Annotated in this window: 15 protein-coding genes and 1 riboswitch; of the genes, 12 read left to right on the top strand and 3 right to left on the bottom strand. The window is 69.2% G+C overall.

Annotated elements, in window-relative coordinates; translation table 11 throughout:
* Positions 1 to 6 precede the first annotated feature (6 nt).
* Positions 7 to 1,026: a homoserine O-succinyltransferase gene (locus FHW85_RS07095; RefSeq protein ID WP_167257022.1), complete on the bottom strand. Its 1,020-nt coding sequence runs from the start codon at positions 1,024 to 1,026 to the stop codon at positions 7 to 9.
* A 79-nt stretch (positions 1,027 to 1,105) separates the two neighbouring features.
* Positions 1,106 to 1,221, bottom strand: a riboswitch (SAM riboswitch).
* A gap of 208 nt (positions 1,222 to 1,429) precedes the next feature.
* Between FHW85_RS07095 and FHW85_RS07090 the strand changes: the two genes are divergently transcribed.
* The 10 genes from FHW85_RS07090 (at position 1,430) to FHW85_RS07045 (ending at position 12,577) form a co-directional block, all read left to right on the top strand.
* On the top strand, positions 1,430 to 2,173 hold the full coding sequence (locus FHW85_RS07090; RefSeq protein ID WP_168647806.1) for a 2OG-Fe dioxygenase family protein: 744 nt from the start codon (positions 1,430 to 1,432) through the stop codon (positions 2,171 to 2,173).
* A gap of 59 nt (positions 2,174 to 2,232) precedes the next feature.
* A complete protein-coding gene (locus tag FHW85_RS07085) occupies positions 2,233 to 2,586 on the top strand; it encodes a DUF1304 domain-containing protein (protein ID WP_168647805.1) in 354 nt (117 codons plus the stop codon).
* A gap of 5 nt (positions 2,587 to 2,591) precedes the next feature.
* Positions 2,592 to 3,254 (top strand): M24 family metallopeptidase, encoded by a 663-nt coding sequence (locus tag FHW85_RS07080; protein WP_168647804.1) that lies wholly within the window; start codon positions 2,592 to 2,594, stop codon positions 3,252 to 3,254.
* A 32-nt stretch (positions 3,255 to 3,286) separates the two neighbouring features.
* Positions 3,287 to 3,790, top strand: coding sequence for a GFA family protein (locus FHW85_RS07075; protein WP_168647803.1), 504 nt, complete (start codon positions 3,287 to 3,289; stop codon positions 3,788 to 3,790).
* A 35-nt stretch (positions 3,791 to 3,825) separates the two neighbouring features.
* Positions 3,826 to 5,427 carry a peptide chain release factor 3 gene (locus FHW85_RS07070; RefSeq protein ID WP_167257029.1) on the top strand — a complete coding sequence of 534 codons (1,602 nt, stop codon included), beginning with the start codon at positions 3,826 to 3,828 and terminating at the stop codon, positions 5,425 to 5,427.
* A gap of 43 nt (positions 5,428 to 5,470) precedes the next feature.
* Positions 5,471 to 6,415 carry a type II CAAX endopeptidase family protein gene (locus tag FHW85_RS07065; protein ID WP_168647802.1) on the top strand — a complete coding sequence of 315 codons (945 nt, stop codon included), beginning with the start codon at positions 5,471 to 5,473 and terminating at the stop codon, positions 6,413 to 6,415.
* Between the two features lie 73 nt (positions 6,416 to 6,488).
* Positions 6,489 to 10,154 carry a response regulator gene (locus FHW85_RS07060; RefSeq protein ID WP_168647801.1) on the top strand — a complete coding sequence of 1,222 codons (3,666 nt, stop codon included), beginning with the start codon at positions 6,489 to 6,491 and terminating at the stop codon, positions 10,152 to 10,154.
* Positions 10,151 to 11,014, top strand: coding sequence for a protein-glutamate O-methyltransferase CheR (locus FHW85_RS07055; RefSeq protein WP_167257032.1), 864 nt, complete (start codon positions 10,151 to 10,153; stop codon positions 11,012 to 11,014). The genes FHW85_RS07060 and FHW85_RS07055 overlap by 4 nt, the downstream gene beginning before the upstream one ends.
* 1 nt (position 11,015) lies before the next feature.
* Positions 11,016 to 11,585: a chemotaxis protein CheB gene (locus FHW85_RS07050; protein ID WP_167257033.1), complete on the top strand. Its 570-nt coding sequence runs from the start codon at positions 11,016 to 11,018 to the stop codon at positions 11,583 to 11,585.
* On the top strand, positions 11,582 to 12,577 hold the full coding sequence (locus FHW85_RS07045; RefSeq protein ID WP_167257034.1) for a diguanylate cyclase: 996 nt from the start codon (positions 11,582 to 11,584) through the stop codon (positions 12,575 to 12,577). Before FHW85_RS07050 ends, FHW85_RS07045 begins: the two co-directional genes overlap by 4 nt.
* A 147-nt stretch (positions 12,578 to 12,724) precedes the next feature.
* Here FHW85_RS07045 and FHW85_RS07040 read toward each other — a convergent pair whose 3' ends face one another.
* Entirely contained in the window at positions 12,725 to 15,193 is a 2,469-nt protein-coding gene (locus FHW85_RS07040; RefSeq protein WP_167257035.1) for an acyl-CoA dehydrogenase, read from the bottom strand.
* A gap of 84 nt (positions 15,194 to 15,277) precedes the next feature.
* Positions 15,278 to 16,156: an alpha/beta hydrolase gene (locus FHW85_RS07035; RefSeq protein WP_167257036.1), complete on the bottom strand. Its 879-nt coding sequence runs from the start codon at positions 16,154 to 16,156 to the stop codon at positions 15,278 to 15,280.
* Between the two features lie 86 nt (positions 16,157 to 16,242).
* Here FHW85_RS07035 and FHW85_RS07030 point away from each other — a divergent pair, with 86 nt between their 5' ends.
* On the top strand, positions 16,243 to 16,821 hold the full coding sequence (locus tag FHW85_RS07030; protein ID WP_167257037.1) for a TetR/AcrR family transcriptional regulator: 579 nt from the start codon (positions 16,243 to 16,245) through the stop codon (positions 16,819 to 16,821).
* A gap of 126 nt (positions 16,822 to 16,947) precedes the next feature.
* Positions 16,948 to 18,723, top strand: coding sequence for a phosphoenolpyruvate carboxykinase (GTP) (locus FHW85_RS07025; RefSeq protein ID WP_168647800.1), 1,776 nt, complete (start codon positions 16,948 to 16,950; stop codon positions 18,721 to 18,723).
* The last annotated feature ends 59 nt before the right edge of the window (positions 18,724 to 18,782 follow it).

Here is an 18,782-nt window from a genome sequence, read left to right as displayed (position 1 = left end):
ATGGGTTCAGGCCAGCGCTTCGCGCAGCAGCGGCGCGAGGCGATGGGTTTCCTTGAGGAAGGCGTCGTGGCCGTACGGCGACTCGAGCACCTCGAGCGTGGCCGGGCCATGCAGGCGGCGCTGCAGTTCGCACAGGTCCGACAGCGGCACCAGGCGATCGGACGGAAAACCGATCAGCGTGGCGGGCGCGGCGATGCGCTCCGGCGTCACGTCGTGCAGGTCGATCGATTCGGACAGGGCGAGGAAGCGCTCCACGTCGAAACGCTCGACGAAGCGGCGGCCCTGGTGCACCAGGTAGTCCTCGACCGGGAAATGGAAGCGCCCTTCGCGGAATTCCGGCGCGGCGGTGAAACGGCGCGAGAACTCCTCGCTGCCGCGGTAGGTGGTCATGGCCAGCTGGCGCGCCAGCGACAGCGCCTGCTCCGGCTGCCCGGTCTCCAGGCCCAGCCGCACGATGCCGCGCTGCACGGCGCGCTGCGCGGTGGCCAGCGGATGCGGGCGGTGCGCGCCGGCCAGCAGCACCAGGCGGTCCAGCGCATAGGGGTGGCGCGCGGCGAAGGCCAGGCCGGCCATGGCGCCGTAGGAAGAACCGATGAAGGCATGCACGCGCACGATGCCCAGCGCCTCGACCAAGGCGGCCAGGGCGTCGGCCTGGTCTTCGCTGGAGACGGCGGTGGCGCCATCGAGTTCGGCCGGGGTCAGCCAGTCGATGCACAGCACGCGGTAGCGGTCGAGGTCGATCGGGCGGCCGGCGCCGACGGCTTCCTGCCACCAGCCGGGGGCGGCTTCGTCGTCCAGCGCCACCACGTCGCGGTTGGCGGAGATGCCGCCCTGCACGATCACGGTGGGCGCGTCCGGCGCGCCGCACCACAGGTAGCGCACGTCGACTTCGCAGGGACGGCTGCCGTACTTGGGCGAGAGACGGATGCGGCGGGAGCTGCGCTGCGTCGTGAGGTCCGCGCGGACAACGCCCGCCTGGGTACAGGGGGCAGTGGCGCTGGTGACGGGCTGGGGCTGGCTGGACATCTCGCTCTCCGGTTCGGGCATCGCCCTGCGGATCGGAGAGAGGTCGCCACGCCGCCGGCATGAGTGCCGGCACGAAGCTCGCCCATCTCTCGGCGGCGCCTGATTGCGCCTCCGCAGGAGTTGGCACCGTGGCGGGAAATCCCGCAGGTTGCCCCGGCTTCAAAGGGCCTGTCCCTCAGCCGGTCTCGATGAGTGATGCGGACTGTATCGGCGCCCGCTCGGCCGTGTCAATAGTTTGGCCGTCTAAACGTCTACACGCCCAATCGGTTCAAGATTATTCGCACAAACCCGCCAGGCCGCGCCAGACAAGGCGCCAGCAGCCCTGCGGCACGCCAGCTGCCGGCCATGTGCCGCGCCTGCGTCGGCGCTATGCTTGGCCGCTTTCCCACTCCCCGGGATGTCCATGACCGCCCCCGAACACCAGGCCACGTCCGCCCCGGCCCTGCGCGAGCTGCTCCAGCGCGACGGCTTTGCCTTCGCCACCCACCTGGCGATGGAGCGCCTGCTGGAAGACGGCTCCCGGCAGGCGATGGCGGACTGGGCCGCATTCGCCGACAGCTGGAACGCGCTGGGCCCGGACGATTACCTGGCCGCCAAGGGCCGCCACCGGCGCCGCCGCCATGCGGTGTTCGCGGCCGGCGCGGCGGGCCCGTTCGAGCTGCGCCCGCGTCAGCCGCACTACCAGAGCCTGGACTACAACAATCTGCAGGGCGGCATCGAACGCTGGTTCGAGCCGGTACTCCCGGCCATTGCCGAAGGCCCCAGCCTGCAGCGCATCCTGGCCTTCGCCCGCGATTTCTTCGGCGCGCTGGCGCCGCAGGTGGCGCGGTGGCAGGTGGAGGTGCACCAGTTCCGCATCGAGGCCCGCGCCGGGCTGGCCGGCGAGCCCACGCCCGAGGGCGTGCACCGCGACGGGGTGGATTACGTGCTGGTGCTGCTGGTGGAGCGCGAGAACATCGAAAGCGGCACCACCACCATCCACACCGCCGACGGCAGCCTGCTGGGCAGCTTCACCCTCACCCACCCGCTGGATGCGGCGCTGGTGGACGATGCGCGGGTGTTCCACGGGGTGACGCCGGTGACGCCGCGCGACCCCGGCCGGGCCGCGCACCGCGACGTGCTGGTGGTGACCTTCCGCAAGGCGTAGGTTGGGGTTCGCCGATGGCTCACCCCAACCTACAATGGATGTTCAACCAAGGAGCCGCCGTGTCCATTGCCGCCCAAATCGTCATCGCCCTGGTCGCCCTGCTGCACGTATGGTTCCTGGTGCTGGAAATGTTCCTGTGGGACAAGCCGGCCGGCCGCAGGGCCTTCGGCACCACCGCGGAATTCGCCGCGCAATCGAAGGTGCTCGCCGCCAACCAGGGCCTGTACAACGGCTTTCTCAGCGCCGGCCTGCTGTGGTCGCTGTGGCTGGGCACGGACGGCCTCGCCGTGGCGCGCTTCTTCCTGGGCTGCGTACTGGTGGCCGGGCTTTACGGCGGCTTTACCGCCTCGCGCCGCATCCTGCTGTTCCAGGCCGTGCCGGCGGCGCTGGGCCTGATCCTGCTGTGGATCTGAGCGCCATGACCGCGACCCCGCGCGAAGCCGTCGGCGCCCCCTACGACCCCGCCCTGATGCTGCGCGCCCGCGAGCGCAGCTGGGCCGTGCTGCAGGGCATCCGCGAGCGCATGCGCCCGGGCATCAGCGAGGAAGAAGCCCGGACCGAGGCCGCCGAGGTGTTCCGCGCCCATGGGCTGGAGCGGCTGTGGCACCCGGTGGTGATCCGCATCGGCGCCAACACCCTCAAGACCTTCCGCGAAGCCTCCGACCCGGCGCTGCGGCTGGGCGCGGACGACATCTATTTCATCGACCTGGGCCTGGTCTTCGACGGCCACGAGGGCGATGTCGGCGACACCTTCACCACCGGCGCCGACGCGGCCAGGCAGGCCTGCGCCGAGGCCGCCCGCACCCTGTTCGACGAAGTGGCCGCGGCCTGGCGCACCCGGGGCCTGAGCGGCGAGGCGCTGTACGCCTTCGCCGCCGAGCGGGCCGAAGCGATGGGCTGGCGCCTCAACCACGCCATCAAGGGCCACCGCGTGGGCGATTTCCCCCACGCCATCCACAAGGCCGGCGACCTGGGCACGCTGGAGCAGGCCCCGTCCGGCGGCCTGTGGATCCTGGAGATCCAGATCGCCCACCCCAGCGAGCCCTACGGCGCCTTCTACGAGGACCTGCTGGTCGAGTAGGCTGGGCCGTCCGAATCTCGGGAGCCAGCGCGATGGCGGTCGAGTTCCTGCCCCTGGACGGGGGCTGCACCTGCGGCGAAGTCCGCTACCGCCTCGGCAGCGGCCCGCTGATCGTGCACTGCTGCCACTGCCGCTGGTGCCAGCGCGAAAGCGGCGCCGCCTTCGCCCTCAACGCCATGATCGAAACCGACCGCCTGCGCCTGCTGCGCAGCCGCCCGCTCGTCGAAACCATCCCCAGCTTCAGCGGCAAGGGCCAGCAGGTCGCCCGCTGCCCGGACTGCATGGTCGCCCTGTGGAGCCACTACGCCGGCGGCGGCGCCACCTTCGCCTACGTGCGGGTCGGCACCCTGGACGACCCGGACCGCCTGCCGCCGGACATCCACGTCTTCACCGCCAGCAAGCAGCCGTGGGTGGTGATTCCGGAGGGCGCGCGGGCGGTGCCGGAGTTCTACCGGCGCAGCGAGGTGTGGACGGCGGAGAGCCTGGAGCGGCGGCGGGCGGCCCTCGAAGGGCCAGGGGACGCCCAGCCACGCTAGAATGTCGGGTTCGCATCGACCGCCCCGATCCCCGCATGTACACCCACCTCGACGAAACCCTCCGCCGCCGCACCTTCGCCATCGTCAGCCACCCTGACGCCGGCAAGACCACGCTCACGGAAAAGCTGCTGCTGTTCGGCGGCGCCATCCAGATGGCCGGCTCGGTGAAGGGGCGCAAGGCTGCGCGCCATGCCACCTCGGACTGGATGGCGCTGGAAAAGGAGCGCGGCATCTCGGTCACCTCGTCGGTGATGCAGTTCCCGTACGAAGGCAAGATCGTCAACCTGCTCGACACCCCCGGCCACGCGGACTTCTCGGAAGACACCTACCGCGTGCTCACCGCGGTGGACTCCGCGCTGATGGTGATCGACTGCGCCAAGGGCGTGGAGGAGCGCACCATTAAGCTGATGGAGGTGTGCCGCCTGCGCGACACGCCGATCATGACCTTCATCAACAAGCTGGACCGCGAAGGCCGCTCGCCGATCGAGCTGCTGGACGAAGTGGAATCGGTGCTCGGCATCGCCTGCGCGCCTCTGACCTGGCCGATCGGCATGGGCAAGCGCCTGAAGGGCGTCTATCACATGCTGCTGGACGAAGTGCATGTGTTCGAGCCGGGCAAGAACTTCACGCGGCAGGATTCGACCATCTTCAAGGGCCTCGACGCGCCCGGCCTCGAAGCCGCCATCGGCGCCGAGGCGATGAAGGAACTGCGCGACGAACTGGAACTGGTGCAGGGCGCCTCGCATCCGTTCGACCTGCAGCAGTACCTGGCCGGCAAGCTCACGCCGGTGTTCTTCGGCTCGGCGGTGAACAACTTCGGCGTGCAGCTGCTGCTGGACTTCTTCGTCGAGCACGCGCCCTCGCCCAAGCCGCGCGCCACGCTCAGCCGCGAGATCGAGCCGACCGAGGAAAAACTCACCGGCTTCGTGTTCAAGATCCAGGCCAACATGGACCCGGCGCACCGCGACCGCGTCGCCTTCATGCGCGTGTGCTCGGGCACCTATACCGCCGGCATGAAGATGATCCAGACCCGCACCGGCAAGGAAGTGCGCATCGCCAACGCGCTCACCTTCATGGCCAGCGACCGCGAGATCGTCGAAAGCGCTTTCCCCGGCGACGTGATCGGCCTGCACAACCACGGCACCATCAGCATCGGCGACACCTTCAGCGAAGGCGAGCCGGTGTCGTTCACCGGCATCCCCAACTTCGCGCCGGAATTGTTCCGCCGCGCGCGCCTGCGCGATCCGCTCAAGATGAAGGCGTTGCAGAAGGGCCTGGCGCAGCTCTCGGAAGAAGGCGCCACGCAGTTCTTCCGTCCGCTGATGAGCAACGACCTGGTGCTGGGCGCGGTGGGCGTGCTGCAGTTCGACGTGGTGGCGTACCGGCTGAAGGACGAATACGGCGTCGACGCCGCGTTCGAGCCGGTGGGCGTAGCCACGGCGCGCTGGGTGCACTGCGGCGATGAAAAGAAGCTGGAAGAATTCCGCGAGAAGAACGCCATGAACCTGGCGGTGGACGCGGCCGGCGAGCTGGTCTACCTGGCGCCGTCGCGGGTCAACCTGCAGCTGGCGCAGGAGCGCTGGCCGCAGGTACGCTTCTCGGCCACGCGCGAGCACGCCGCCTCCGTCGACGTCTGATATTTCAAAGAACGTTTTTCAAGGAACGTTCTTCAAGGAACGCATGGACGCTAACTCCCAACTGGCCTTCGTCCCCCCCGCCCACGCCACCGTCTGGCAACGCCGGCTGGTGTTCTCGCCGCTGGGGCGCATCGTCAACTTCGTAGTGACGATGATCGCCGCGGGCTTCGTGGTCGGCTCGGTGTTCCATGTGCTGGGCTGGAATGCCAAGGACGCCGATCCGCTGCTGCGCGCCGTGGCCGAGATGATCGGGCGCCTGCTGCCGGCCCTGGTCGCCTACCTGATCCTGGTGCGCGGCGTGGAAAGCCGTCCCGTCGCCGAGCTGTCGCTGCGCCGCCTGCCCGCACAGGGCGGCCTCGGCCTGGCCATCGGCATCGGCCTGATGAGCCTCACCGTGGCCGTGCTGTGGCTGCTGGGCAGCTACCACGTGCTGCACACCAACCCCGCCGCCGACTGGGCGCCGGCCGTGCTGGTGGTGGGCGTCGGGGCCGGGCTGGGCGAGGAGATCCTGTTCCGCGGCGTGCTGTTCCGCATCGTCGAGGAAGGGCTGGGCACCTGGTGGTCGCTGGCCATTTCGGCGCTGTTCTTCGGCGCCGTGCATCTGAACAATCCCGGCGCCACGCTATGGAGCTCGCTCTCGATCGCGATCGAGGCCGGCATCCTGCTGGGCCTGCTCTATCACGTCACCCGCTCGCTGTGGATCTGCGCGGGCATGCACCTGGCCTGGAACGTGCTGCAGGGCACCGTGTTCGGCATCGCCGTATCCGGCCTGCCGCCGGATGGCTTCCTGGTGGCGAAGATGACCGGCCCGGGCTGGCTCAGCGGCGGCGACTTCGGCGCCGAGGCCTCGGTGGTGGCCCTGCTGGTGTGCACCTCGCTCAGCGGCGTGCTGCTGGCGATGGCGCTGCGCCGCGGCTCGATCGTGCCGCCGGCATGGCAGCGGCGCATTCCCCCGACCGCATCGGCCACACCGACCACACCGGGCTGACGCCCGCTGCGCTACCCTGCGCCGAACGCCTGGCAGAAGGCTGTGCGCCGGGCCATCGATACAGGGAACCCGCATGGCCACCACCGTCCCCCGCCAGTATTCCTGGCTCGCGCACCAGCCGATCCAGCGCAAGATCCTCCTGGCCATCGGCAGCCTGATCGCGCTGTTCGTGATCTGCGGCTCGGTCACCCTGCTCTCGCTGAACCGGCAGGACGACAGCTGGCAATGGTCGCGCCACACCTTCGAAGTGCGCGCCGCGCTGAACGACATCATCGAAGGCCTGCAGAACAGCCAGGCCGCGGTGCGCGGCTACCTGCTCACGCAGAACCGCAAGGAACTGGATAGCTTCAAGGCGGGCAATCGCCACTCGCAGGACGGCATCGACGCGGTGCGCCGGCTCACCGCCGACAACCCCTTGCAGCAGACCAGGCTGGACCGCGTGCAGACGCTGACCCGGCAATGGCAGCAGGAAGCGCAGCAGCATGGCATCGAGGCGATCGACGCGGTCAAGGGCGCCGATGCCACCCAGCTCGCGCTGGAGCGCGCGCGTGTCCAGTCCAGCTACATGGACCACCGCACGGTGACAAGCGCCGACCTGATCGACCTGGTCGACCAGATGGACACCACCGAAGCCACCCTGCTCGGCGAGCGCGAAGTCACGCAGGGCCGCGACGAGGTGTTCGTGCGCGCGGTGACCTGGGGCGCCATGCTGCTGGCCCTGCTGTTCGGCCTGGTGGTGGTGCGCTTCACCTTCCGCCTGATCACGCGGCCGCTGCGCCGCATGACCGACCTGATGAGCCGGCTGGCCCAGCACGACCACACGGTGGAGATCCGCCAGACCGAACGCCGCGACGAGATCGGCGAGATCGCCCGCGCGCTGCAGGTGTTCAAGCAGATGGCGATCGAGACGGCGGCGCAGACCTGGGTCAAGGGCAACGTGTCGGAGATCGCCGGCGAGCTGCAGAAGGTGGACGACCAGCGCGAGTTCGGCAACCGCCTCACCGGTACCCTGGTGCCGCTGCTGCAGGCCGGCGTGGGCGTGTTCTACGCCTTCGACGAGGAACGCAACCAGCTCGAGCTGCAGGGCAGCTACGGCTACCGCGAGCGGCGCCACCTCAGCACCAGCTACGCGCCGGGCGAGGGCCTGGTCGGCCAGTGCGCGCTGGAGCGCCAAGCCATCGTGCTGCAGGACGTGCCGGACGACTACGTGCGCATCCATTCCGGTACCGGCGAAGCGGCGCCGCGCAGCATCGCCGTGCTGCCGCTGCTGTCGCGCGACAAGCTGCTGGGCGTGCTGGAACTGGCCAGCTTCCAGCACCTCAGCGGCCCGCAGCAGAGCCTGCTCGACGAACTGCTGCCGATCGCCGCGCTGTCGCTGGAAAACCTCGGCCGCGCCCTGCGCACCAAGGACCTGCTCAACCGCACGCGCGAACAGGCCGACGAGCTGCGCGCCTCCGAGGAAACGCTGCGCAACCAGCAGCACGAACTGCAGGCCAGCAACGAAGAGCTCAACCTCAAGACGCGCGAACTGCAGGAGCAGTCGCAGCGGTTGCTGGCCTCCGAGGAAGAGCTGCGCGTACAGACCGAGGAGCTGCAGGCCAGCAACGAGGAACTGCGCCAGAAGACCGAGACGCTCAACCAGCAGAAGCACCTGCTCGAGGTGCTGCAGCACGAAACCCAGGAAAAAGCCGACGAGCTGGCCCGCGCCAGCCAGTACAAGTCGGAGTTCCTCGCCAACATGTCGCACGAGCTGCGCACGCCGCTGAACAGCCTGCTGATCCTGTCGCGCAGCCTGGCCGAGAACCGCGAGGGCAATCTCGACGGCGAGCAGGTGGAGTCGGCGCGCATCATCCACGACTCCGGCAGCAACCTGCTGCGCCTGATCAACGACATCCTGGATCTGTCCAAGGTCGAAGCCGGCAAGATGGAACTGGTGCTGGCCGACCTGCCGCTGGCCGACCTGGAGCGCACGCTCAAGCGCACCTTCGCCCACGTGGCGCAGGAAAAAGGCCTGGAATTCCGCGTGGAGATCGAGCCCGGCGTACCGGCCAGCATCCACACCGATGCCGCCAAGCTCGAACAGGTGGCCAACAACCTGGTGGGCAACGCCTTCAAGTTCACCCACCAGGGCGGCGTGACCGTGCGCATCGCGCGCCCGCCGTCCGGACTGGCCCTGCCGGAGGCGCTGCAAGGCAAGCCCGCGATCGCCATCGCCGTGCACGACACCGGCATCGGCATTCCGCGCGCCAAGGCCGAGCGCGTGTTCAACGCCTTCGAGCAGGTCGACGCCAGCACCAGCCGCCAGTACGGCGGCACCGGCCTGGGCCTGGCCATCTCGCGCCGGCTGGTGGAGCTGCTGGGCGGCAGCGTGGTGCTGGACAGCGAGGAAGGCCGCGGCAGCACCTTCACCATGCTGCTGCCCGAAAGCGTCGACGGCAGCGCCGCGCCCGCGCCGGCACCGGGCGCGCCGATGGAAGCCAGGCCGGCGCCGGTCAGCAGCGCGCTGCTGCCGGAAACCATCGAGGACGACCGCGACTCGCTGGCCGCTGGCGATACCGCCATCCTCATCGTGGAGGACGACCCGGTGTTCGCGCGCATCCTCGCCGACATGGTCCGCCGCAAGGGCTACCGCGCGCTGGCCGCCGCCGACGGCGAGTCCGGCCTGCAGCTGGCGCAGCGCTTCCGCCCCACCGGCATCCTGCTCGACGTGATGCTGCCGGGCATGGACGGCTGGACGGTGATCGCGCGGCTGAAGGAGAACGCGGTTACCCGGCACATCCCCGTGCATTTCATTTCCGCGGTGGACGACGCCAGCCGCGGACGCGAGCTGGGCGCGGTGGGCTTCCTCACCAAGCCGGTCAGCCGCGAATCGATCGACGGCGCGTTCGAGCGCCTGCTGCACTTCGCCGAGGGCCAGGCGCGGCGCCTGCTGATCGTGGACGACGATGCCGACTCGCGCTCGGCCATGCGCACCCTGCTGCGCGGCGACGACGTCACCATCGACGAGGCCGGCAGCGCGGAGGAAGCGCTGCAGCGCCTGGGCGAAGGCAGCTACGACTGCATCGTGCTCGACCTGGGCCTGCCCGGCATGGACGGCATGGAGCTGCTCGAGCGCCTGGGCACCGGCGGCAGCACGCCACCGGTGGTGATCTACTCCGGCCGCGACCTGAGCCGCGAGGAAAGCCTGAAGCTGCGCCAGTACACCGACAGCATCGTGATCAAGGGCGCGCGCTCGCCGGAGCGCCTGATGGACGAGGTCAGCCTGTTCCTGCACAGCATCCGCGGCGGCCACGCGCGCGCGGCCGCGCCGGCCGCCGCCCCCGCGCCGGCGCACGCGCCGGCCATCAATGGCATGCCCAGCGAGCTGGGCGGGCGCAAGGTGCTGCTGGTGGACGACGACATGCGCAACCTGTTCGCGCTGTCCAAGGTGCTGCGCGGCTGGGGCATGCAGGTGAACATGGCGCAGGACGGCCAGAAGGCGCTGAAGGCGCTGGACGAGCAGAGCGGCGTCGAAGTGGTGCTGATGGACATCATGATGCCGGTGATGGATGGCTACGACACCATCCGCGAGATCCGCGCGCAGCCGCGCTTCGCCAAGCTGCCGATCATCGCGCTCACCGCCAAGGCCATGCGCGGCGACCGCGAGAAATGCCTGGAAGCCGGCGCCAACGATTACCTATCCAAGCCGATCGACATCGACAAGCTGTCGTCGATGCTGCGCGTGTGGCTGCACCGATGAAGGAGCGCGGCGCCGGCAGGACGGACGGCGAACTCGAGGACATCGAGGTCGAACTGTTCGTGCGCGCGCTGCAGGCGCGCCACGGCTACGACTTCAGCCAGTACGCGCCGGCCTCGCTCAAGCGCCGCGTGCAGCAGCTGGTGATCGCCCACCACACCGGTACCATCAGCGCGCTCACCGGCCGCCTGCTGCACGAGCCGGCGTTCCTGGCGCAGGTGCTGGAAGGCCTGTCGGTGCCGGTGTCGGAAATGTTCCGCGACCCGGAAGTGTTCAGCGCGCTGCGCCAGCAGGTGTTGCCGGTGCTGGCGTCGTATCCGCAGATCAATATCTGGCAGGCCGGCTGCGCGCACGGGCAGGAGGTCTATTCGCTGGCCATCCTGCTGGAAGAAGCCGGGCTGTACGAGCGCACCCAGATCTACGCCACCGACTTCAACGAAGCCGCGCTGCGCCATGCGCAGGAAGGCATCTATCCGGCGCGCGAGGCGCAGCTGTGGTCGCGCAACTACCTGGCGGCCGGCGGCAGCCATACGCTCGCCGACTACTACAGCGCGCGCTACGAACTGCTGAAGCTGGACAGCCGCCTGCGCCGCAACGTGATCTTCGCCAACCACAACCTGGTCACCGACGAAGTGTTCTGCGAAGCGCACCTGGTGTTGTGCCGCAACGTGCTGATCTATTTCTCCGACCCGCTGCAGGACCGTACCCTGGGCCTGTTCCGCGACAGCCTGGTGCGCGGCGGCTTCCTTTGCCTGGGCACCCGCGAAAGCCTGGATTTCGCCCCTTCCGCCGCGGATTTCACCGCCGTCGACGCGGGCCTGCGCATCTACCGGCTCGGCGCCAAGGCGCCGCAGGCGGCCTGACGTGGCGGCGCCGGAAGCCATCGCGATCGGATGCTCGGCCGGCGGCCTCACCGCGCTGGAGCGGCTGCTGGCGCAACTGGATCCACGCCTGCCGCAGACCCTGCTGGTGTGCTGCCATACCGGCTCGGCCACGGTCGAGCTGATGTGCGAGCTGCTGGCGCGGCACACCCGCCTGGCGGTGACCGAGGCGCGCGAGCGCGAACTGCCGGCGCCCGGCACGGTGCACGTGGCGCCCAGCGGCTATCACCTGCTGTTGGAGCACGACCGCCGCTTTGCGCTCAGCGTGGACCCGCGGGTGAGCTACGCGCGCCCCTCGATCGACGTACTATTCGATTCCGCCGCCGAGGCGTACCGCGAACGCCTGGTCGGCGTGGTGCTCACCGGCGCCAACAGCGACGGCGCCGAAGGACTGGCGGCGATCCGCGCGCAGGGAGGCATCGCCATCGTGCAGGAGCCCGGCGACGCGGAAGTACCGACCATGCCGCAGGCCGCGCTGGAGCGCGCCGGCGCCGATCATTGCCTGCCCCTGGCGCAGATCCCGCCGCTGCTCAACCGGCTCTGTCTCGCATGAATATCGCCCGCCCCAAGATCCTCGTCGTCGACGACACCCATGCCAACCTGGTGGCGATGCGCGTGCTGCTGGCCGATTGCGGCGCCGAGCTGCTGGAAGCCAGCAGCGGCAACCAGGCGCTGGCGATGTGCCTGGACCATGAGTTCGCGCTGATCCTGCTGGACGTGAACATGCCGGACATGGACGGCTTCGAGGTGGCCTCGCTGCTGGGCGAATCCGGCCAGCTGCAGGAGACGCCGATCATTTTCGTCACCGCGGCCTATGCGGACGACCTCCATCGGCTCAAGGGCTACCGCTTCGGCGCGGTGGACTACATCGCCAAGCCGGTGAACGACGCCATCCTGCAGTCGAAGGTGCGCGTGTTCCTGGAGCTGTACGAAGCGCGCGCGCAGCTGCGCGCCACGCTGGACGAGCTTTCGGAGCGCAACCGCCAGCTCGGCATCGAGATGGCCGAGCGCGAGCGGGTGGAAGCGCAGATCCGCCACCAGGCCACCCACGACATGCTCACCGGCCTGCCCAACCGCGTGCTGTTCCACGACCGCCTGCGCACCGCCATGCAACGCGCGCCGCGCCACGGCATGGCGTTCGCGCTGGTGCTGCTGGACATCGACGGCTTCAAGGGCATCAACGACGACCACGGGCATCCGGCCGGCGATGCGCTGTTGCGCGCGATCGCCGCGCGCCTGCACGCGGCGCTGCGCGCGAACGACACCGTCGCGCGCCTGGGCGGCGACGAATTCGCGCTGATCCTGGAAGACGTCTCCGATGCCGCGGCACTGCTGCACCGCTGCCAGGAACTGGGCGGCGAACTGGCCGCGCCCTACCCGCTGGACGGCAGCCGCGGTCCGTTCGTGGCGCAGGTGAGCGCCAGCCAGGGCATCGCGCTGTGGAGCGGCGACGCGCGCAGCGACGAGGACCTGATCCAGGCCGCCGACCGCGCGCTGTACAAGGCCAAGGAAGACGGCAAGAACCGCTGCGTCATGGCCCCCTGAAGAACGGCGCCGCAGGTTGGGGTGAGCGCAGCGAACCCCAACAAGCCTCTCACGCCATCGATACGTCCGATCTTCCGGTTACCACGCTCGACGGCGCGGTAACCGGGGTGGTCTGTTGGGGTTCGCTGCGCTCACCCCAACCTACGCTCAGGCCGCGTCGGCGAGCTTCTTGATCTCTTCCTTGGTCTTCGCCGCGCCCAGTTCCGACGGGTCGAAATCGTCGACCGAGATGAACTCGAACACGCCCTCGCGCACGCGCTTGAGCAGGGCCGCCTCGGCGCTGTCGATGATGCCGGCCTTCTCGGCCTCGGCCAGCTGGCCGAAGTAGTCGTGCGACTTGAACTGGCCGGCCTTCTGCGCCTTGAGGAACTTGCGCTCCACCGGCTCGGCGGCGATCACGTCCGGCAGCAGCTCGTTCATGCGGCCGACCGTGTTGTTCGCCGTCGGGGTGAGATACACCCACTCCAGCAGGCGGTCGCGCGCTTCGCCCGGCGCCGTGATGATGGCGGCGACGCGGCGGCCCAGGCGGTCCGACGGCGGCACTTCGCGGCGGCCGAACGGGAACACCAGCACGCGCAGCAGCCAGGAGACCGGGCGCACCGGGAAGTTGCGGATCGCGCCGTCCAGCGCCATCTGCGTACGCCACATGCACTCGTGGAAGGCCCAGGCCAGCAGCGGACGGTCCGCTTCCGGACGGCCGGTGTCCTCGTAGCGCTTGAGCATGGCGCTGGCGATGTACAGATAGCTCAGCACGTCGCCCAGGCGCGCCGACAGTTTCTCTTTGAACTTCAGCTTGCCGCCGAGCACGCCCATGAAGGTGTCCGCGCACAGCGCCAGCGCGGCCGAATAGCGGTCGAGCTTGCGGTAGTAGCGGCGCGTATAGGCGTCGCCCGCGGCCTCGCCGATGCGCGAACCGGTGAAGCCCAGGGTGAAGGCGCGCACCGCATTGGAAATGCCGAAGCCGATATGGCTGAACAGCAGGCGGTCGAAGGTCTTCAGGCGGTCGCCGTAGTCGGCGATCGACAGCGCCTGCATTTCCTTCAGCACGTACGGATGGCAGCGGATCGCGCCCTGGCCGAAGATCATCAGGCTGCGCGTCATGATGTTCGCGCCTTCCACCGTGATGGCGATCGGCACGCCCTGCCAGGCGCGGCCGGCGTAGTTCTTCGGGCCCAGCTGCACGGCCTTGCCGCCATGCACGTCCATGGCGTCGCCGGCGATGATGCGGCCCCACTCGGTGGCGTGGTACTTGGCGATGGCCGACGGCACGGCCGGCTTCTCGCCGCGGTCCACCGCGGCAGCCGTGGCGCGCGACAGCGCCGCGGTGGCATAGGTCAGGCCGCCGATGCGCGCGAGCGCTTCTTCCACGCCTTCGAAACGCGCGATGGAGAGACCGAACTGCTTGCGCATGCGCGCATAGGCGCCGGTGGCGGCCACGGCGGAACGCACGCCGCCGGTGGCATTGGACGGCAGCGAAATGGCGCGGCCTACCGACAGGCATTCCACCAGCATGCGCCAGCCGTGGCCGGCCATGCTCGGCCCGCCGATCAGCACCGACATCGGCACGAAGATGTCCTTGCCGTGCACCGGGCCGTTCTGGAACGGGATGTTGAGCGGGAAGTGGCGGCGGCCGATTTCCAGGCCCGCGGTGGAGCGCGGAATCAGCGCCAGGGTGATGCCCAGGTCTTCCTTGTCGCCCAGCAGCTTCTCCGGGTCGTACATGCGGAAGGCCAGGCCGACCACGGTGGCGATCGGCGCCAGCGTGATGTAGCGCTTGTCGAAGGTGAGGCGGATGCCGAGCGTCTCGACGCCGTCCACCGTCTGCTTGCAGACGATGCCGAAGTCGGTGATCGAGGTGGCGTCGGAGCCGGCATACGGGCCGGTAAGCGCGAAGCAGGGAATCTCCTCGCCCACCGCCAGGCGCGGCAGGTAGTAGTTCTTCTGCTCGTCGCTGCCGTAGTGCAGCAGCAGCTCGGCCGGGCCGAGCGAATTGGGCACGGCGACGGTGGAGGCCACGGTGGCCGACATGGTCGCCAGCTTCTGCAGCACCGCCGAATGCGCCAGCGCGGAGAAGCCCAGGCCGCCGTACTGCTTCGGGATGATCATGCCGAAGAACTTGTGCTTCTTGATGAAGGCCCAGACGTCCGGCGGCAGGTCGGCCAGCTCGTGGGTGATCTGCCAGTCGTTGAGCATGCCGCACAGCTGTTCCACCGGGCCGTCCATATAGGCCTGTTCCTCGGTGCTCAGCTCCGGCTTGGGCTGCTTCATCAGCTCGTGCCAGTCCGGCTTGCCGGAGAACAGCTGGCCTTCGAAACCGACGGTGCCGGCTTCCAGCGCGGTCTGCTCGGTTTCCGACAGCTTCGGCGTGACCTTGGCGAACAGCTTCAGCAGCGGCGCGCTGATCTTCTTGCGGCGGAAGTCGATCATCAGCAGCGGCACGGCGACCACCAGCTCGAGGATCAGCAGCACGACCGTGGTGGCCGGCGCGCCGGCGATCAGGCCCACGACCAGGGTGGCGCCGACGGTGACGATCGCCCAGGTCCGCAGGCTGCTGCGATGGTAGGCACAGGCGCCGGTGGCGATGAGGGCCGCCAGCAGGGTGAGGATCACGGACATGAAAGCACCTCGTCGCGAATGGCGTTGTGGCGATGGACAGGCATGGGCATTACTCAGTCAGGAAAACCGCGTCCGTGCGGGCATTCAATGCGTTGCTCCACCGTCCAGAGTGCGCAGGAATCGTGCGATCTCACGGGTGAAAGCGTCGTTGGCGTCGCCCGCCACCATATGCGTGGCACGCGGCAGCTCCACGTGTTCGGCATGCGGGGCGAGGCGGAGGAATTCGTCGACGGTGTCGCGCGAGACCACGTCGCTGCGTCCGCCCGACAGCAGCAGCAATGGCACGCGCACGTTGGCCGCGGCGCTCATCAGGCGCGGCTGGTAGCGCTCGGCCTCGCGCACCAGGTCGCCGCCGAGCAGGGCCGGGTCCCAATGCCAGCGCAGGCGGCCGTCGGCGCCTTCGCGCAGCAGGGGGCGCAACTGGTCTTCGCTCTTGCGGCCGGCGCGGTGCGGCAGGTAGGCGGCGATCTGTTCGGCCGCTTCGGCGTAATCGGCGAAGCCGTCCGGATGCGCCTGCATGAAAGCGAGGATGCGTTCGACGCCGGCGGTTTCCCAGCGCGGGGTGATGTCCACCAGCACCAGGGCGCGGAACAGGCCGGGGTCGATCTCGCCGGCCACCACCAGGCCGAGCAGGCCGCCCATCGAGGCGCCGACCAGCACCGGCGGTTCCGGCTGAGAACGAGCGAGCCCGACCAGGTCGGCCACGAACTGTTCCATGTGGTAGTCGCCGCCGGGCACGCGGCCGCTTTCGCCATGGCCGCGGCTGTCGAAAGTGACGCAGCGCAAGCCCTCGCCTGCCAGCGCGGCGGCGGTGGCCGTCCAGGCGTGGCGGGTCTGGCCGAAGCCGTGGGCGAACAGCAGGGCGGGCCGGCCGTCGGGCTGGCGTACGTCCACCGCCAGGCGCACGCCATCGGCGGCGGCATAGGAGTGGGACGAAACGGCGGCTGGCGCGATGGTAACCATACGGACGAGTATGGATTGCCGTCCGAGCCGCCGTCAACCACGGCCGTTCGGATTGCAAAGCCTAGGACTGGGGCTACCATGCTCGAATGAATGCCAGCGCCAAACCCGAACGTACCCGTCTTTCCGCCGAAGATTGGGAAGATGCCGCCCTCAAGCTGATTGCCGACCAGGGTGTCGGCGCCCTCGCCGTCGAGGCCCTGGCCCGCCAGCTCGGGGTAACCAAGGGCAGCTTCTACTGGCACTTCCGCACCCGCGAAGCCCTGCTGCAGGCCGCGCTGGAACGCTGGGAGCAGTACGGCGAGCGCGAGGTGATCAGCCAGATCGAGGCCATGCCCGACCCGCGCGCCCGCCTGCCGGAACTGTTCCGCCGGGTCGCGCACGAAATCGCCCCGCACCGCGTCTACGCCGCCCTGCTCAAGGCGCTGGATCACCCCCAGGTGGTGCCGGTGATGGCCCGCGTGTCGCAGCGGCGCATGGAATTCCTCACCACCATCTACCGCGAAGCCGGCCTGGCCCCGGCCGAGGCGCTGAACCGCGCGCGCCTCACCTACGCGGCCTACGTAGGCTTCCTGCAGCTCAACTTCACGCTGGGTCTACCGCGCATCAGCCATGAAGACTTCGATGCCTACGTCGAGCACATGATCAAGACGCTCACGCCGGGCTGAAAGACCAGCCGCATCAGCGGCTTGGCGGCATTCCAGGGCCGCTTTGCTGCACCCCGCCTTGCAATGCCAGTACACGCAAACTACCGTTTCTGCTCTTTTTTGTTCTAAGACCAGAGTGAGGAACGCATGGCGAGCAAGCTGGCGGCGCTGCAGCGCTGGGTGGACGAGGTGGCGGCGCTGACCCGCCCCGCCCGCATCCATTGGTGCGATGGCTCTGACGCCGAATACCAGGCCCTGGTGCAGCAGATGCTGCAGACCGGCGACCTGGTCGAACTGAACCAGCAGACCCATCCAGGCTGCTACCTGCACCGGTCGAGTCCTTCCGACGTGGCCCGCGTCGAGCACCTCACCTTCGTCTGCACGAAGGAGCAGGAAGATGCCGGCCCGAACAACCACTGGATGGACCCGGCCGAGGCGAACGCCAAGATGGACGGCCTGTTCGCCGGCTGCATGGAAGGCCGCACCATGTACGTCATTCCGTACTGCATGGGCCCGATCGATTCGCCGCTGGCCCGCTGCGGCGTGGAAATCACCGACAGCCCCTACGTGGTGGCCAACATGCGCACCATGACGCGCATGGGCGCCGCGGCGCAGGCGCGCATCGAGCGCGAAGGCACGTTCGTGAAGGGGCTGCACTCCACCGGCGAGCTCGATCCGGAGCGCCGCTTCATCATGCATTTCCCCGAGGACCTGACCATCAAGTCCTACGGTTCCGGCTACGGCGGCAATGCGCTGCTGGGCAAGAAGTGCCATGCGCTGCGCATCGCCAGCTGGCAGGCCAGGTCCGAGGGCTGGCTGGCCGAGCACATGCTGATCGTGGGCATCGAGAACCCGCAGGGGCAGACGCACTACGTCGCCGCCGCGTTCCCGTCGGCCTGCGGCAAGACCAACCTGGCCATGCTGATCCCGCCGGAAGGCTATCGCCGCGACGGCTGGAAGGTGTGGACCGTGGGCGACGACATCTGCTGGATGCGCCCCGGCGCCGACGGCCGCCTGTACGCGATCAACCCGGAAGCCGGCTTCTTCGGCGTGGCGCCGGGCACCAACGCGGGCAGCAATCCGAACGCGCTGGCCAGCATCGCGTGCGACACCATCTTCACCAACGTCGCCGTCACCGCCGACAACCAGCCCTGGTGGGAAGGCCTGCCGGGCGAGCCGGCATTGGACTGGCAAGGCCGCGCCTACGACCCGGCCAATGGCCCGGCCGCGCATCCGAATGCGCGCTTCACCGTCAGTGCGAAGCAGTGCCCGACCTGGTCGCCCAAGTCCGAGGACGCGCAGGGCGTGCCGATCAGCGCCATCGTGTTCGGCGGCCGCCGTCCTTCGCTGGTGCCGCTGGTGTTCGAGGCGCGCGACTGGGCGCACGGCGTGCTGGTCGGCGGCGCGATGGGTTCGGAAACCACCGCCGCGGCCACCGGCGCGGTGGGCGTGCTGCGCCGCGATTCGATGGCGATGAAGCCGTTCTGCGGCTACCACTACGGCGATTATTTCCGGCACTGGCTGTCGTTCGACCGGCCGGGCGCGCAGCTGCCGAAGATCTTCCACGTCAACTGGTTCCGCAAAGGCAGGGACGGCAAGTTCCTGTGGCCGGGCTTCGGCGACAACCTGCGCGTGCTGGAGTGGATGATCGCCCGCGTCGAAGGCAAGGCCGCCGGCGTCGACACGCCGATCGGCACCCTGCCGGCGCGCGGCGAACTGCGCACCGAAGGCCTGGCGCTGGATGGCGCCGCGCTGGACGAGCTGCTGCACGTCGACGAGGCCGGCTGGCAGGCCGAAGCCGCCGCCATCGGCGACTACCTGCGCGAATTCGGCCAGCGCATGCCGCAGCGCCTGCACGACGAACTCGAACGCGTGGCCGCCGCGCTCGCCGGCGCGCCGCGGGTTTCGGCGGTCGCCTCGTGACCGTCCGCGGCGGCCGTGGCGCAAGGCCCGGCCGCCGCTTCCCGCCATCCATGACTGAT

The organism is Dyella sp. SG609 (assembly GCF_012275375.1).
Taxonomy (GTDB): domain Bacteria; phylum Pseudomonadota; class Gammaproteobacteria; order Xanthomonadales; family Rhodanobacteraceae; genus Dyella_D; species Dyella_D marensis.
The sequence above is the reverse complement of the archived record's forward strand: the minus strand, read 5'-3'. Positions and strand labels throughout refer to the sequence as shown.

Coding starts and splice junctions, on each gene's coding strand:
- FHW85_RS07075 (WP_168647803.1), top strand. CDS start 3,287: ATGGCGGTCGAGTTCCTGCCCCTGGACGGGGGCTGCACCTGCGGCGAA.
- FHW85_RS07045 (WP_167257034.1), top strand. CDS start 11,582: ATGAATATCGCCCGCCCCAAGATCCTCGTCGTCGACGACACCCATGCC.
- FHW85_RS07025 (WP_168647800.1), top strand. CDS start 16,948: ATGGCGAGCAAGCTGGCGGCGCTGCAGCGCTGGGTGGACGAGGTGGCG.
- FHW85_RS07080 (WP_168647804.1), top strand. CDS start 2,592: ATGACCGCGACCCCGCGCGAAGCCGTCGGCGCCCCCTACGACCCCGCC.
- FHW85_RS07070 (WP_167257029.1), top strand. CDS start 3,826: ATGTACACCCACCTCGACGAAACCCTCCGCCGCCGCACCTTCGCCATC.
- FHW85_RS07060 (WP_168647801.1), top strand. CDS start 6,489: ATGGCCACCACCGTCCCCCGCCAGTATTCCTGGCTCGCGCACCAGCCG.
- FHW85_RS07030 (WP_167257037.1), top strand. CDS start 16,243: ATGAATGCCAGCGCCAAACCCGAACGTACCCGTCTTTCCGCCGAAGAT.
- FHW85_RS07090 (WP_168647806.1), top strand. CDS start 1,430: ATGACCGCCCCCGAACACCAGGCCACGTCCGCCCCGGCCCTGCGCGAG.
- FHW85_RS07035 (WP_167257036.1), bottom strand. CDS start 16,156: ATGGTTACCATCGCGCCAGCCGCCGTTTCGTCCCACTCCTATGCCGCC.
- FHW85_RS07040 (WP_167257035.1), bottom strand. CDS start 15,193: ATGTCCGTGATCCTCACCCTGCTGGCGGCCCTCATCGCCACCGGCGCC.
- FHW85_RS07095 (WP_167257022.1), bottom strand. CDS start 1,026: ATGTCCAGCCAGCCCCAGCCCGTCACCAGCGCCACTGCCCCCTGTACC.
- FHW85_RS07065 (WP_168647802.1), top strand. CDS start 5,471: ATGGACGCTAACTCCCAACTGGCCTTCGTCCCCCCCGCCCACGCCACC.
- FHW85_RS07055 (WP_167257032.1), top strand. CDS start 10,151: ATGAAGGAGCGCGGCGCCGGCAGGACGGACGGCGAACTCGAGGACATC.